Below are 14,140 nucleotides of genomic sequence, written 5' to 3'. Positions count from 1 at the left end.
GCCTGTTTCAATTCCTCATAGGTAGTCTAAAAACTAAACATCGTCATACTGAGGATACACAGTGTTCCGTTTGTTTCAATTCCTCATAGGTAGTCTAAAAACTTTCACCTTCCCTCAGTCTTGATGAAATGTATGAACAGTTTCAATTCCTCATAGGTAGTCTAAAAACACCAGATCCTTCGCTCTCATGAATATCGAGGTCAAAGGTTTCAATTCCTCATAGGTAGTCTAAAAACAAAATGAATCAAAGATTAACCGGGCATTTTCCCCACCAGTTTCAATTCCTCATAGGTAGTCTAAAAACCTGTCACAAGTAACTGGGGATAAAAAGCACGGTCGAGTTTCAATTCCTCATAGGTAGTCTAAAAACCAGCTAGGGACCTAAAGGATAAAAGAGTATTGTTATTGTTTCAATTCCTCATAGGTAGTCTAAAAACCCATTTTTATCGCAAAAAATCAGCTTTCTTGCTTACTAGTAATCATACCAAAAAACAAGCTATTCTGCGAAACCTTTTGGTATTCCTGAATTTTATCTGTCGTCGATCCCCCGGGTTCCTTACATGACTACAGGTCGACGACAATCTTAAGAATGCTTTTATAATAATCCATATATCACCATATATGCTTTTTTTACTTGAAACTTCACCTTATCACAATGTTTTAGTTTATGAAGTAAAATAAGCAAATTGTCCATCTTGAATATTGTATTCCCGGTCGCAAAGATTTTTCATGAATTCAAGATCATGGAAGATCCCCAGCATCGTTGTTCCTTCATTCATGAGTTGTTCAATTAGAACTTTTACTTTTACCTTTGAAACACTGTCGAGACTCGCAGTCGGTTCATCCAACAGCAACAGTCTCGGACGCTTCACCATAGCTCGTGCAATGTTCAACCGCAGTTTTTCACCGCCTGAAAAGGTAGCAGGGTAGCTGTCCCATAATTCTGGATCTAGTTCAAAATGCTCCAGCATCTTTTTAGTTTCCTTGTCCGCAAAATCTTCCTCATAGCCCATTTCTAAAATGGCCTGTTTGACAAGTTCTCTTGCCGTTGTTCGGGGCATTACATTTAAAAACTGTGACACATAGCCGATTTCACGCTTTCTTAAGTAGATGATTTCCCGTGCATTTGCCTTGGTTAAATCGATAGGCCCAAATTTTTTAGAATTGTACCATATGCTCCCTTCCTGAGGCAGATACGTACGATAAATACACCTTAAGATCGTTGACTTTCCACTGCCGCTTTTCCCGGTTATTCCAATAAATTCTCCTTCTTTTAAAGAAAAATTTATATTGTTTATTGCTTTAATTTGTTTATTCAAATTATGCAGAGTAAATGATTTGGATAATTGCTCAATCGTTAGTATGTTTTGCACGAAATCACCTGCTTTGAAATCCTATAGTCTGTCTTCTGGATTAGCTCCCCATCTACAAAAACAGCAGTAACAACAGGAAAATCTTGATCAATTTTTTCAAGAATCAATAAGTCTGCTTTTTTTCCTTCTCTGATGGACCCGATTTCTTCATCCATATTTACCGCTTTTGCAGGATTAATACTCACTAGCTTAAATAGTTCTACCAAATCCATCTGATACTTTTTATTCATTTCAAAAACAGCATGAAGCAGGGCTGCGGGATAGTAATCGCTGCAGAGAATGTCTATGCATTTCTGCTGAATTGCTTCTGCGGCCGACAAATTCCCACTGTGAGAACCTCCCAAAAGAACATTCGGTGCACCTGCTATCGTTACCATTCCATTTTCTTTTGCTTTTTTCGCAATCTCAATCGTAATCGGGAATTCACTAATCGTTGTGCCAAAGCTTTGCACAAGCTCCAACTTCTCAATAGAATCATCATCATGGGATGCAATAGCAATTCCATGTTCTTTCGCCAGTTCTGCAAGTTCCCTGATCTTCTCAATCGTAACCTTCTCTTTATTCTGATGATCAACAATGATTCTATCAATTTCTTCATCACTAAAATCGTTGTATCCTTTTACCGTTTTTCTGTATATCTCCAAATTTCTGTACTGCCCTTGTCCTGGTGTATGGTCCATAAAGGAAATGAGGTGGACCTTTTGTTCTGTTATATAAGATTTGAGATTGTCAATTTCTTCAATGTTGTCAATCTCAAATCTTGCATGGAAACGATGGCGTACCAAATGCTTTGTGCGATGAGTTTCGTCAATTAGATTAATGAATTTTCTTACATTCTCTGGTTCACGGATGGGTTTATACGAATACTCCGTGGATTTAAGTAAAGAAAGTGAATGATACATGGTTGTAATCCCGTGGGCAATCAGCTCTTTTTCAGTCTCTCGCAGACCCAAATGAAAATCCATAAGTGAGGTTGGCCTTGGAGCCGCCATATGCTCAATATAGTCCGAATGAAGATCGATGAAGCCCGGAGAAATATACCCACCCGCTGCATCGATTACCTCTACATTTTCATCCACATCAATCTCGCCCTTAAAAGCAATTTGATGGATCTTATCCCCTTTAATTAAAAGATCGAACCCATCAAATATAGCTTCTTCTGTTATGATCCGTCCGTTCGTAATGAGATACACTTTCTTTCCCCTCCCATTTTTCCTTGGACATCCATTCGTTTAAAGCAACGAATGGACCAATTGCTGTGTATAGTGGTGTTGTGGATCTTCTAAAATCTGATCTGTTAATCCGTGTTCAACCACTTTTCCATCCAACATGACCATCGTTCGATCCGCAAGCATTCTTATGACCCCTAAATCGTGGGAAACAATGATGATACTGATATTCAACTCTCTTTGAAGTTGCTTGATTAAATCCAAAACACTGGCTTGAACGGACAAGTCCAGCCCTGTTGTTACCTCATCCAGAAGGAGAATGGACGGATTATTGGACAATGCTTTGGCAATTTGAACCCGCTGCTGCATTCCACCGGAGAAATTTTTTGGCGCTTCCTTCATACGATAAACTGGGATATTTACATGATCTAGAAGCATTCTTCCTCTTGATTCCATTTCTTCCACATTTCGATTTCCTGCTGCGATCAGTTTTTCTGCAATATTCCCAATCGAAGAGAAATTCATCCTCAGTCCAAGTATTGGATTTTGATAGACTTTACCCATCAGATGGTTTCGAATAAATCTTTTTTGTTGGGAAGATTCTTCAAATAGATTTTTTTTACTATGCTTATAGGAACGAATAAAAGCCTCTCCACTGGTAACATCCTGGTCAAAGTATAGACATCTCATCAACGTTGACTTCCCACTGCCACTCTCTCCAACAATTCCAAAAACCTCCCCGGGGTACAGGTCAAAGCTGATATTTTGACAGGCATAGACCGTTCCGCAAGTAGGACAAAAATTTTTAATTAAATGGTCCATTCTTGCGCAATCTTCGCAACCACTTCCAAATTGTTTGTTTACGTTTTTTATTGATAATATCGGTGCTTCAAATTCATCCATTCTTTCGACACCTTCTTTATACGGATTGAAGATTTAATCTAGCTAAGCAGTAGCCCGTATCATTGCATTGATAGTAGGTTGCTCCCGTTTCTTCATCGATTAATTCATCCATAAATACTTCTGTAGCTCCGCACAATTTGCAGCTCTTATCGTGAAATGACTCGACTTCAAATGGATAATCATCAAAGGCAAGGGATACTACACGGGTATAGGGCGGTATAGCATATACCTTTTTCTCACGGCCGGCCCCTAGCAGAATGAGCGACTTGGAGCTATTCATCTTTGGATTGTCAAACCTCGGTATGGGACTAGGCGCCATGACATATCTATCATGTACAAGTACCGGATGATCCGCTCCCGTTGACATATTTCCGTATTTCATGATTTGTTCAAAGAGCATTAGCCATGCCCCGCTGTATTCCTTTTCCGCGTGTAGTTTCTTTGTTTCATGTTCCTTTGGCTCATATGCTCTTAATGGCTCTGGAAGTGGGACTTGAAGTACCAGAACCTGCCCTTTCTTCAGCGGAATTTCCGGGATTCTATGTCTCGATTGAATAATCGTAGCCTTCGATGTCTCTTCTGTTGTGGGTATGCCTGTGGTTTTGGCCACAAGCTTTTTAATATTCACCGCATTCACCGACTCATCCGACCCCTGGTCAATGACTTTTAGAACATCATCCTTCCCGACTAAAGAAAGAGTTACCTGCAGCCCGCCTGTTCCCCAGCCCCTTGCAATGGGCATCTCTCTAGAAGCAAAGGGAACCTGGTAACCCGGAATGGCAATAGCTTTCAATGTTGCCCTTCTGATTTCCCTTTTTGAACCCTCATCAAAAAAAGCAAAATTATATTCTCTGTTCATACTTTTATCTCCTCTTGGGTTTCTTTCTTCTCCTTATTCCCTTCCCTTTTTGTCTTGCGCACACTATCCAGCTTGGATTGGAAGGTTACGTAGTGCGGCATTTTCAAGTGGGAAATAAACCCTGTCGACTCTACAGAATCGATATGACAGAGAACAAATTCTTCATCATGTGTTGGATACTCCGGATTCCCTGTTTCCAGACAATTGTCTAAAATGGCCATTGCAATGGCCTTGGTTTCATTTTGGCCATAGCAAATCCCATACCCAATTTCAAACTCAATTTCCTTTTTGCCTCTTTCCTTTTCCACGGTTACCGGAATCAACATCTCTACTTCCGTCACTTTTATGTCGCCAATATAATAGGCATCTTCCTCTTCATTCGATAGATTGATAGGGTTGTCGATATAGATAGGCAAATTTCCCACACGCAATTCACCAACTGTAGGGTGCAAAGACCCGTACCCGCGAATAACTGCATAAGCTAAAGAGGTAACTGCACCCGTCTGCCCCCGAGTTAAAATCTGTAACCTTTGACTGCGGCTGGTTGGGAATTCAAGGCTCTTTCTTGTGACATCATCCGGTTGTTGGTCATTACTTTGACACTCAGCCATTAAGCCTTCATTCCTTAAATAATCCAACACCTTGGGTAGACGTATGAGATCGATATCGTCGATGTCGTCTTCATTTTCAAAGTCACTCAGCCACTGTAATGCTTCTGCTTCTGTTTCGTGAGCCAAACCAAAATCGATTAACCGGTGGGTATAATCGTGAGTAGCCCCCAGAATTTGTCCGCCAGGAATGTCTTTAAAGCTTGCCGAAATCCTTCTTTCCACCATCATCATTTCCTCGGAATGAACGGTTCTTGAATAATGTTTTCTAGGCAGCGTAGACCGGTAGGCTCTGAGCAAAAAGACTGCTTCCTCAGGATTCCCTTCTGCCTGTTTAATCGCAATGGCCGCAAGAGTTTTACTGTAAAGGCTGCTTTCCGACATCACTTGATCGATCAAACCTCTCATGCCGCCTTCGATTCTTTGGATATCTAATACCGTTCCTTTCTTTAGTCTCTCGTATTTTAAACGTTTGATGGATTCCTCAATGGCAAGGGTTCCACCTTTCACAGCTACATATCCCATTATCTAACCACCTGCTTCAAAATTTGCGTCGTTCTTGGCAAACATAAAAGATGATGATCCGGGTCAATAAAGATAAGATCAATGCCCAAAGGGTATTCTGCATTTTTATTGGTACGAATATCCACCCAGTTACCCTTTGTTATCACCTGGGCTGAAGATTCTCCTTCAATCCCCGGTCCCGTTAGAAGGAGTTCCACGTCACCTGATGCCACGTCACTTGATACCACATCCGCTTCAACAACAATCGTTGCAGACTCGTGAGGATTCAGCAAATCTCCAATCTTCGCCATTTCCAGCGCACCTAGTAAATCAGTCGATGCAGCGTCATTTAAAACAAAAATAAAATCTGCGTTTTCCGCTTCCACTGCTTTGGCATAAGTTAACTGGTTAATACGTTTTGTGATTTTGGCTTCCTGTTCGGAAAACACCTTGAAAGTGACTTCCGTATCGAGGAGCATGATTGCCAGGACCAATGTAGATGGAAAACAACCGGCTTCCATATCAATCTTGTCAGCTTGACCCTCAAGACAAGAGATTAATCCTGGACTTGACATGGAATTGATTAGTTTTCTATAGGCCATTTGTATATCATGAACCAAGTCCAATTTCATCGACCTCTACTCCTTTTATACAATGTCCATCATGTCAAAGTTCACTTTGGTCTTGAGAACTTTATGGTAGATTGATCTCCTCTTGTCATTGATTCTTTGTTCTTCAGACAGTAAAAGTTGCGACCATTCTTCCGTCTCTTTTAGCCCGGCATTATATGCCGCATCAATCACTGCCAAATCGTAAGCGAGTTCCGGTTCATCCCCTTTTACGATCCCAATTCCCAACGAGTCATTGATTTGCACTTTAGCCTCTGTTACAAATACTTCACCCAGGTAGAAAAGGCTTTTTTGTGCTGTTTCTCTTACTTTGACCATGACCAAGCCATTGTTAGGTTCCTCAATCCTTTTCACTTCATATTTATCCCGTATTTCTTGTGCCAATGCTGCTGCAATCTCTTGCGACCCATTAATCAAGATTTCCGTTCTTTTTTTTCGTTTCATCCATTAGCCTCCTATACGCAAGCTATTTATCTTCTGATTTCACTTTATCTTGTTGCCAAGTGTTGAAGGTAAAAAGTATGTTAAACTATGTTAATCATTTGTAAATCAGCTGGTTAAATTACATAAGTGAAAAAATCACTTCTATATAAAATTTTTGTATATTCCAATACGGTACCGGTTTTTTCATCAATACAGCCAGATTCCAATACTAAAAGGGGAATTAAACTTGAACACTCCAGTAACTCGCGCTCAAACTTCGTTGGGAATATGACACTCAAAATGCTGTTTTTTGAGTCAAACCCCGTATATCCCTTTCCCTTGTAGTACTCGAACATGGAGGTAATATTTCTTCCATCCTTGTCAATGTCACGAAAAACAGACTCCGCCACATAAGAAATATGAATAGCAATCGGTAGATGGTCTACAATTCTCAATCTACCAATTTTAAACACTCTATCATTTTCATGGATTCCAAGCGAATCAAAAATTTTTCTATTATAAGGAATTTGTTCACAAAAAATATTTTTTGACTGATAGTGGTACCCCTGCTCAACCATTTTCTCACTGAAGCTCACATTACCGGAAAGAACTAAGGGAATCTGTTGATGTCTGTCTTTTACATAACTCCCTTTTCCTTGCTTCGAGTAAATATATCCTAACTCCTGAAGCTTTTTATAAGCTTTGCGCGCAGTAATCCTCGGCACTTTAAATAAATCCGCCAGTTCATTTTCAGAGGGTAGTTTATCATCCGGTTCATATTTCCCCGCATTAATATCAAAAATCAGTTTGTCCATAATCATTTCCTCTGACATTTCTCTCCCACTTTCTCTATGATTTTGACAAAAAGTTAAGCACATGGTAAGACAACAGAAAGCTCTAGTTCAAGACTAGAGCAGGTAACAAGTATTTATTCTATTCATTCCCCATATTTCTCAATGAAGCTTTCAATATGATTCAGTTCATAAAAACGTTCTTCAAGGACTTTGCGGGGCCAGTCCCACCAAGCAATCTTCAATAATTTCTCGACCGTATTCTGCGGAAACCTTGCTCTAATCGGTTTGGCCGGAACACCGACTACGATCTGATAGGGTTCGACATCTTTTGCCACAACAGAACCGGAACCAACGACAGCCCCGGTCCCTATAGTGACCCCTTTCATAATAATGGCCCCATGCCCTATCCATACATCATGGCCAATCATTACACGATTTGAGCGACGCCAGTTAAAAACATCTTCATCATCCGTTTCAGCAAAGCCGTAGTCAATCCGACGATAGGTCATATGATGTTGAGTTACGCGGTCCATCGGATGCTGCACGGGATTAATGCAAACATGGGAGGCAATGTTGGTAAACTTACCGATCTCAGAGTAATTGACCGTTACGTCATCCATGGTATAGGTGTAATCGCCGATTTTTGATTCAATTATTTTATTGTATGGACCGATCGACGTCCATTCCCCCGCATAACTATTAATAATATGGCTTGATTCGTGGATCAGAGGTTCCGTTGAGAGTTTTGAATCCTTTTTCGGGCGGTGAATATGCTGCATAAGTACGGTCCTCGCTCCTTCCCCTGGGATTCTTATCGAATCATCATTTCCTTCCGTGCTTTTAGAGCATCAATACATGCCAGTCCTGGATTTTTACACCCCAATCGAACTTCTTTTTCTCCATAAAAACCGTGAAAATCCGACCCGCCGGTCATGATGAGATTATATTGAATAGCGTACTGTTTCGCTCGTTCTTCTTCATCTCGTCCATGCCAAGGGTGCCATACTTCAATTCCTGCAAGCCCGCTTTCTACCAATTCCGGTATCGCATCGAAATTATTATACTGCCCCGGATGGGCCAGTACAGGAACTCCACCCGCCTGGCGAATGGCTTCAATAGCAGATTTTGCATCGACATATTCAATAGGAACATAAGCAACACCTGGCGTCTCTCCATCCTGACCGCGAGAGAACAACTTTTTGTATAACTCACCATAGATGGTCTGCGTATACCCACTTTCAATCAGTCCGTGCATGATGTGCTGTTTATAAACCCCTGTCCCGCCTTCTGCAAACTTCAACACCTGTTCCCAGCTGATATTGTATCCGGCTTGGATTAAATTACTGACCATGATCGAGGAGGCTTGATGCCTTTCTTTCAATAGTGGGCTGCATAGTTCTTCGATGGCTGAATGCCCCGGTTCTATAAAATACCCCAGAATATGTACCCTGGTTTTTCTTACAAAATCATAAGCAGATATCTCAATTCCCGGGATGATCTCTACCCCTCGTTCCTTGCCTCCCAGGACCATTTCCTCGAGGCCTTTCGTAGTGTCGTGGTTCGTGATGGCTAAATGGCTGACTTCTTCTTTTAAAGACAGTTCAATCACCTCGTTAAATGACAGGGAGCAGTCGGATATATTCGTATGGCAGTGCAAATCTACCTTCATACTTACCTCCTACTATTGTTTCTAGTTTTTTGCTTAACTTGACAACAAGTTCCGTGAACCGATCAGATTTTCATCCTGCGCTTCATAGCAGTAAATATCAACTCAAGGGAATAAGCAAACAGAAATACCATTAGAATTGAAACCCCTGCGCGGCCTAAGTTGTATCCGGTCATACTTGCGGCAATGGAATAACCAATCCCCCCTCCTCCTACCATTCCGAGTATAGAAGATTCGGAAAAATTAATTTCAAACCTCATGGCCCCCCAAGCAATAAGAGCCGTTAAGGACGCTGGCAATATGGCGCTGAAAAAAATCTGAATGCGAGTTGCTCCGGTCGCCCGCAGTGCCTCAATGGTATCCGTTGAAACTTCTTCAAAAGCCTGTGTAAAGGCACGTGCAAAGAATGCAGTGGCATGCAATGACAAACCTACAATTCCAGGTGCAGGACCAAACCCAAGGCATGCAAGAAAGAGCAAGACCCATACCGGAGTAGGAACCGCCCTGACAAATGAATGTAACGCAGAAAGTGCAACGGCAAGTTTATTACTTGGGGTTATATTTTTGGCCATAAATGCACCCATTACCAGGCCCATGATTAGGCTGTACAAAGTGGCAAGAATGGTGACCGCTACCGATTCAGCAAAGGCTATAAATACCGTACCTATATTTGAAAAATTGAATTTTGCCAGGTCAGCAAATACACCTACAAGATTTCCTAAACGGGATGCGAGTGTCACCCAGTTTATATCAAGGCTTACTAAAGATAGGATAGAAAGAACAATGACAATCCCTAGGAATACTTTCACGGGACGGTTATATTCAGGATTGTTGATCCTGATCTTTCCGGACTTGTTTAACTTTTGGCGAAGGAACTCACCCTTATCAGCCTGCATTTTTGTAACATACAAATCATCCATCAGACAAGAACTCTCCTTCTCAGCCAGTTAGTGATAAGATCAACCAAAATGATTACAGCAGCAATAGAGAGGATAATCGCACCGGCAATATGATACTTAAAAGACTTTATATAGGTCATAAGCACAAGGCCTACCCCTCCACCGCCAACCATCCCAATGATGGTTGAAGCTCTGATATTAACCTCAATACAATAAAGAAACCAGGAAATATAGCCGGGAGTTGCTGCCGGAATCACTCCATGGGTTAACTTTTGAAAAAAATTCGCCCCGGTTGCATTTAAGGCCTCCAGTATATCTGCTCCCACCTCATCAATCGTTTCAATATACGCCCGAAGAAGAAATCCGAAGGTTTCAATGATAAGGGCAATCAAGCCTACTGACGTACCAATCCCGAAAGCCATAACAAGTATAAATGACCAAATCAGCGCAGGAATGTTCCGCAGGAATGACGCAAAAGCCCGTATGATTTTTGCAAGCCACGGTAACGGTGAGGTTAGGTTTGAACCAAGAAACGCAAAAACAAAAGCGAAGCAGGACGAAATAAAAGTGGCCGAAAGAGCCATTTCTATGGTCTGAAACATTGCTTCCCACAATCCATTTGCCAACATAAAGTCCGGTGGCCAGAAATCCTGTGTGATGAATTCCCAAAAAACGTCCTGCTCTGTAAAAATCATAAAAGGATTGTATTGTGTATAAGATGTAGCCAAAACGAAAAGAAAGACAACGACAATAAACGCAATCGTATATTTCCTTTTCTCCCTACCGTCGATTAAAGGAAAGTGTTTTGTCGTTTCAGACAACATCTGCTACCTCCTCGTGGATCATTAGATTTTCAATGGAAGTATTATAAATTTCTTCAATCACATCGTTGCTAAGCATCGATGGCGATCCGTTGAAAACCAGCTTTCCCTGGCGGATGCCGATAATCCTTGTTGCGTATTCTTTTGCCACATGGACTTGGTGGAGGTTGACGATACAGGAAATGTTCCACTCATGTGTTAAATCTCGAATCAAGTCCATTATTACTTTGGCACTGTTCGGGTCAAGAGAAGCAATCGGCTCGTCGCATAGAAGCAGGGATGGTTCCTGCATAAGCGCTCGAACGATGCCTACTCTCTGCTTCTGACCTCCTGATAGTTCACTCGCTCTCCTGTACATATATTTCGAAAGGCCTACCTTTTCCAAAAATTTAACGGCCTTCTGCTTATCCTCTTCCTTATATCGATTTAAAACACCCTCCATTGTAGACATGTAGCCAAGTCGGCCATGCATGACGTTTTGCATAACCGTTAGGCGTGAAGCAAGGTTATAGTGTTGAAAAATCATCCCTATACGCCGTCTGGCTTCTCTGATTTTTTTCCCCTTTATATGGCTGATATCATTTCCCTCGAAAGTGATACGGCCATCTGTCGGTTCGACCATACGATTAATGCACCGAAGAATCGTTGACTTACCTGCACCCGAAGGCCCGATGATCGCTATAAATTCACCCTGGTCCACTTCAAAGCTGATATCCTCTACAGCCAGCGAACCTGAACCATAGGATTTTGTCAGATGCTCTATGATTAAATGTTTGTTCATCCTACTACCCCTCCTTAAAAAGGCGAAGGGTGTCCCCTTTGCCTTTTAACATTCGATGAGACAGATTATAAACTGAACTTTTTCCTCAAATCATAGATACCCTTGAAAGCAGAGTCATCGATAGGAGCATAACGAATCTTCTCCCCTTGCTTCTGACCTACAAAATCTGCGAAATATTTGTCATTATCGTACTTCACTAGAAAGTCTTTCACTTTCTTTTTCAAGTCTTCAGGAAGATCTCCGCGAATTGCGATCGGAGAACCGGGAATCAAAGGCGACTTAAAAATAATTTTCACAGCGTTTTTATTAACTCTTCCAGCCTCTACTTCACGTTCAAATATATCGGAAGCAACTGGAGCAGCGTCGATATCCCCTTTCGCTACAGCCTGCAGACCATTTTGGTGTGCACCGGAGAAAGTCACGGATTCAAAGAATTTTCCATTGGTGTGTAAATCTTCAAAAGTAAGCTTGCTATCATTTATAGCCTTAAGAATTTCAAAAGAAGGTACAAGGTTACCCGAAGTAGAATTTGGATCCACGAAAGCAAATTTTTTGCCTTTCAAATCGGCGATGGAGTTCACTTTGTCATTTTTAGCGTTCGCAATAATATAGGAATAGTAGCCGCTATTCTCAATTTTTCCGTCAAGGGCCGGTGTCACAAGCGGCTCTGCATTTGCGCGTTCATGTGCCTGTGAGTAGGAAAGCGGCCCAAAGTTAGCGATATCCGCTTTACCTGTTCTCATAGCCTCAATAGCCGCGTTATAGTCGCTTGCTAGAAACTCTTTAACTTTTACATGAAGTGCAGCTTCCATGTCCTTTGCCAAACCTTGACGTGCTTCGGCAAGTTCCTCCTTTGCCTCATTTGGCAGATAGGCAATAACAAGTGTATCTACCTTTTTCTGTCCGGCTGAAGCTGCTTGGTTATTTTTATCGACAGCATTTGACTGTGAACAAGCTACCAATGAACCTAGAATAATCGTTGAAATAATAGAAGCCGCTATTTTCTTTAACATGGTATCCCTCCGGATGATTCTGTAATAGTCTAGTAAAAGATCAGCTTTCATTTAGTAAAGTATATAAAGTCCACAAAAAACGCTCATAAAAAATTGTGTCAAATCATGTTCCTCGAACACATTCCTCGTAAAATCGTAAACCGATATTTCAATTCCAGGAATCATCTCTACTCCTTCCTCTTCCTCTTTACCCATCAATTCCTCAAGACCTTTCGCAGCATCACGGTTTATAATGTCTACTGGCTGAATTTTTTTTAATGCCTGGTTTGATGACCTTAAAGAACAAGGGAAAGTCTGGTATCATTCGCATGGCCGTGCACATCTACTTCATAATTATATGTTCTTTCTGCTCTTAGCCTAACTTGATGCCAAGTTATACGGGTTAAAGCGCAGTAAAATGAATGTTAAAATTATGTAAAAATAATGAAAACTTGGCTAGTGCCAAGACAAAGTCACAGGCGATAGCCTTAGTTACACTTATGCGTGCAGGAAAGTTTTCCTATCCTGAAATAGCTTTATTTCATCATCTGTCGGTGCTGCGTTAGCGTCATGAGTGACTATACGCAAAAAAGGACGTTATCCATAATTAAAGAGGATACGTCCCATACCCGTTTTAACTTTTTTTCATCTTTATTTCAATTCCTCAGTAGTCTAAAAACAAACAACTAAAAATTTCTGAAATATTTTTCGTTTTTCTCGCTATAATGTATCATTGTATGATAAGATTTAAATATGTCATACACCAATGGAGGTTTTGAAGATGGACTTTTCATTACGATCCGAAAGTGAAATTAAACAGCGTTATCAAACGACAATACCTAAAGAAATCCGTGAAAAAGCAAAACTAGATGTTGGCGACGAATTAATTTGGAAGTATGACCAAATAAGCGATGAAATAATTGTCATCCGAAAACCTAAAAAGTTTTCAGATGCATTCTGGGGGCTCGGCAAAGAACTCTGGGAAAAGGAAAACGGGGATGAGTACATCCGTAAGGAGCGCGAGGGATGGGAATAAAAAATGCACTCTCAAACATCCGTCGGATAGCATTGGACACCAACCTTTTTATCTATGCGTTTGAGCAGCATCCACAATATGGCGAAACGGTAAAAATTCTTCTTGAAAAAGTAGAAGAAGGGTCCTTCGAAGCGGTTGCCTCAACTATTACGTTAACAGAAATATTGACCAAGCCGATTCGAGAAGGGAATGATTCGCTTGAAAAAAAGTACCGCCTTCTCTTTACCCACTTTCCAAATTTGACAATAGTATCTGTAAATGTAAGTGTAGCAGAACGGGCCGCCTACCTTCGAGGAAAATATGGACTCAAAACACCAGATGCACTGATTGTGGCATCGGCCATTACGTCCAATGCTGACTTATTTATTACAAATGACCAGAGATTAGAACAGATAACGGAAATTCGGACTATCGGAATCCAAAGTCTGGATCCCTTTAATTAAGGTTTTGGTTTCAATTCCTCATAGGTAGTCTAAAAACTGTTAGTTTTTTCGGTATAGACGAGGTATCTCATAAGCCCCAAAATGAACTTGGACAATAAGAGTGGTTTTTATTATACTGCTTAATGTACCAAGGAGGCTGACATTATGAAACGAACAATGCATTCTAAAGAATTTAAATTACAAGTCATCAAAGAAGCCCAAGAAACAGGAAAGATTACCCTTGTAGCTCGTCGGTATGAA

The 14,140-nt window shown here is 41.0% G+C and carries 16 protein-coding genes and 1 CRISPR repeat array; of the genes, 2 read left to right on the top strand and 14 right to left on the bottom strand.

What is annotated here, in order from left to right:
• Window positions 1–4 precede the first annotated feature (4 nt).
• A CRISPR array of direct repeats spans window positions 5–437; the repeat unit is 30 nt; unit sequence GTTTCAATTCCTCATAGGTAGTCTAAAAAC.
• A 228-nt stretch (window positions 438–665) separates the two neighbouring features.
• The 14 genes from H525_RS0114510 to H525_RS0114445 form a co-directional block, all read right to left on the bottom strand.
• A complete protein-coding gene (locus H525_RS0114510) occupies window positions 666–1,373 on the bottom strand; it encodes a phosphonate C-P lyase system protein PhnL (protein ID WP_027416790.1) in 708 nt (235 codons plus the stop codon).
• Window positions 1,358–2,566 (bottom strand): phosphonate metabolism protein PhnM, encoded by a 1,209-nt coding sequence (phnM, locus tag H525_RS0114505; protein WP_027416789.1) that lies wholly within the window; start codon window positions 2,564–2,566, stop codon window positions 1,358–1,360. Before phnM ends, H525_RS0114510 begins: the two co-directional genes overlap by 16 nt.
• 39 nt (window positions 2,567–2,605) lie before the next feature.
• Window positions 2,606–3,445, bottom strand: a complete 840-nt coding sequence (locus tag H525_RS0114500; protein ID WP_027416788.1) for an ATP-binding cassette domain-containing protein — start codon at window positions 3,443–3,445, stop codon at window positions 2,606–2,608.
• Between the two features lie 16 nt (window positions 3,446–3,461).
• The gene (locus tag H525_RS0114495; RefSeq protein ID WP_027416787.1) at window positions 3,462–4,304 is read right to left on the bottom strand and encodes an alpha-D-ribose 1-methylphosphonate 5-phosphate C-P-lyase PhnJ; all 843 of its coding nucleotides are present in this window, start codon (window positions 4,302–4,304) and stop codon (window positions 3,462–3,464) included.
• Window positions 4,301–5,437 carry a carbon-phosphorus lyase complex subunit PhnI gene (locus H525_RS0114490; RefSeq protein WP_027416786.1) on the bottom strand — a complete coding sequence of 379 codons (1,137 nt, stop codon included), beginning with the start codon at window positions 5,435–5,437 and terminating at the stop codon, window positions 4,301–4,303. Before H525_RS0114490 ends, H525_RS0114495 begins: the two co-directional genes overlap by 4 nt.
• Window positions 5,437–6,048, bottom strand: a complete 612-nt coding sequence (gene phnH, locus H525_RS0114485) for a phosphonate C-P lyase system protein PhnH (protein ID WP_027416785.1) — start codon at window positions 6,046–6,048, stop codon at window positions 5,437–5,439. The genes H525_RS0114490 and phnH overlap by 1 nt, the downstream gene beginning before the upstream one ends.
• A gap of 15 nt (window positions 6,049–6,063) precedes the next feature.
• Window positions 6,064–6,489 carry a phosphonate C-P lyase system protein PhnG gene (gene phnG, locus H525_RS0114480; RefSeq protein ID WP_027416784.1) on the bottom strand — a complete coding sequence of 142 codons (426 nt, stop codon included), beginning with the start codon at window positions 6,487–6,489 and terminating at the stop codon, window positions 6,064–6,066.
• 113 nt (window positions 6,490–6,602) lie between these two features.
• The gene (locus H525_RS0114475) at window positions 6,603–7,301 is read right to left on the bottom strand and encodes a GntR family transcriptional regulator (protein WP_027416783.1); all 699 of its coding nucleotides are present in this window, start codon (window positions 7,299–7,301) and stop codon (window positions 6,603–6,605) included.
• Window positions 7,302–7,405: 104 nt separating this feature from the next.
• A complete protein-coding gene (locus H525_RS0114470; RefSeq protein ID WP_027416782.1) occupies window positions 7,406–8,041 on the bottom strand; it encodes a DapH/DapD/GlmU-related protein in 636 nt (211 codons plus the stop codon).
• A 32-nt stretch (window positions 8,042–8,073) separates the two neighbouring features.
• Window positions 8,074–8,931 carry a PHP domain-containing protein gene (locus H525_RS0114465; RefSeq protein ID WP_027416781.1) on the bottom strand — a complete coding sequence of 286 codons (858 nt, stop codon included), beginning with the start codon at window positions 8,929–8,931 and terminating at the stop codon, window positions 8,074–8,076.
• A 62-nt stretch (window positions 8,932–8,993) separates the two neighbouring features.
• Window positions 8,994–9,848 (bottom strand): PhnE/PtxC family ABC transporter permease, encoded by an 855-nt coding sequence (locus H525_RS0114460; RefSeq protein ID WP_211237018.1) that lies wholly within the window; start codon window positions 9,846–9,848, stop codon window positions 8,994–8,996.
• Window positions 9,848–10,651: a phosphonate ABC transporter, permease protein PhnE gene (gene phnE / locus H525_RS0114455; protein WP_051331057.1), complete on the bottom strand. Its 804-nt coding sequence runs from the start codon at window positions 10,649–10,651 to the stop codon at window positions 9,848–9,850. The genes H525_RS0114460 and phnE overlap by 1 nt, the downstream gene beginning before the upstream one ends.
• A complete protein-coding gene (gene phnC, locus H525_RS0114450; protein ID WP_027416778.1) occupies window positions 10,641–11,429 on the bottom strand; it encodes a phosphonate ABC transporter ATP-binding protein in 789 nt (262 codons plus the stop codon). The genes phnE and phnC overlap by 11 nt, the downstream gene beginning before the upstream one ends.
• A gap of 65 nt (window positions 11,430–11,494) precedes the next feature.
• Window positions 11,495–12,442, bottom strand: coding sequence for a phosphate/phosphite/phosphonate ABC transporter substrate-binding protein (locus tag H525_RS0114445; RefSeq protein WP_027416777.1), 948 nt, complete (start codon window positions 12,440–12,442; stop codon window positions 11,495–11,497).
• Window positions 12,443–13,202: 760 nt separating this feature from the next.
• Between H525_RS0114445 and H525_RS0114435 the strand changes: the two genes are divergently transcribed.
• Complete coding sequence (locus H525_RS0114435; RefSeq protein WP_051331056.1) at window positions 13,203–13,457, top strand: AbrB/MazE/SpoVT family DNA-binding domain-containing protein; 255 nt, start codon at window positions 13,203–13,205, stop codon at window positions 13,455–13,457.
• On the top strand, window positions 13,448–13,900 hold the full coding sequence (locus H525_RS0114430; RefSeq protein WP_027416775.1) for a type II toxin-antitoxin system VapC family toxin: 453 nt from the start codon (window positions 13,448–13,450) through the stop codon (window positions 13,898–13,900). The genes H525_RS0114435 and H525_RS0114430 overlap by 10 nt, the downstream gene beginning before the upstream one ends.
• The last annotated feature ends 240 nt before the right edge of the window (window positions 13,901–14,140 follow it).

Source organism: Aneurinibacillus terranovensis DSM 18919 (assembly GCF_000430625.1).
GTDB lineage: Bacteria > Bacillota > Bacilli > Aneurinibacillales > Aneurinibacillaceae > Aneurinibacillus_B > Aneurinibacillus_B terranovensis.
This window is presented reverse-complemented; position numbering and strand designations above follow the sequence as displayed.

What these genes read in the sequence shown, in the direction of transcription:
- phnE (WP_051331057.1), bottom strand. Translation starts at nt 10,651, where the DNA reads ATGTTGTCTGAAACGACAAAACACTTTCCTTTAATCGACGGTAGGGAG.
- H525_RS0114475 (WP_027416783.1), bottom strand. Translation starts at nt 7,301, where the DNA reads ATGTCAGAGGAAATGATTATGGACAAACTGATTTTTGATATTAATGCG.
- H525_RS0114465 (WP_027416781.1), bottom strand. Translation starts at nt 8,931, where the DNA reads ATGAAGGTAGATTTGCACTGCCATACGAATATATCCGACTGCTCCCTG.
- H525_RS0114435 (WP_051331056.1), top strand. Translation starts at nt 13,203, where the DNA reads ATGGACTTTTCATTACGATCCGAAAGTGAAATTAAACAGCGTTATCAA.
- H525_RS0114445 (WP_027416777.1), bottom strand. Translation starts at nt 12,442, where the DNA reads ATGTTAAAGAAAATAGCGGCTTCTATTATTTCAACGATTATTCTAGGT.
- phnH (WP_027416785.1), bottom strand. Translation starts at nt 6,048, where the DNA reads ATGAAATTGGACTTGGTTCATGATATACAAATGGCCTATAGAAAACTA.
- H525_RS0114470 (WP_027416782.1), bottom strand. Translation starts at nt 8,041, where the DNA reads ATGCAGCATATTCACCGCCCGAAAAAGGATTCAAAACTCTCAACGGAA.
- phnC (WP_027416778.1), bottom strand. Translation starts at nt 11,429, where the DNA reads ATGAACAAACATTTAATCATAGAGCATCTGACAAAATCCTATGGTTCA.
- phnG (WP_027416784.1), bottom strand. Translation starts at nt 6,489, where the DNA reads ATGAAACGAAAAAAAAGAACGGAAATCTTGATTAATGGGTCGCAAGAG.
- H525_RS0114495 (WP_027416787.1), bottom strand. Translation starts at nt 4,304, where the DNA reads ATGAACAGAGAATATAATTTTGCTTTTTTTGATGAGGGTTCAAAAAGG.
- H525_RS0114430 (WP_027416775.1), top strand. Translation starts at nt 13,448, where the DNA reads ATGGGAATAAAAAATGCACTCTCAAACATCCGTCGGATAGCATTGGAC.
- H525_RS0114490 (WP_027416786.1), bottom strand. Translation starts at nt 5,437, where the DNA reads ATGGGATATGTAGCTGTGAAAGGTGGAACCCTTGCCATTGAGGAATCC.
- H525_RS0114500 (WP_027416788.1), bottom strand. Translation starts at nt 3,445, where the DNA reads ATGGATGAATTTGAAGCACCGATATTATCAATAAAAAACGTAAACAAA.
- H525_RS0114460 (WP_211237018.1), bottom strand. Translation starts at nt 9,848, where the DNA reads ATGGATGATTTGTATGTTACAAAAATGCAGGCTGATAAGGGTGAGTTC.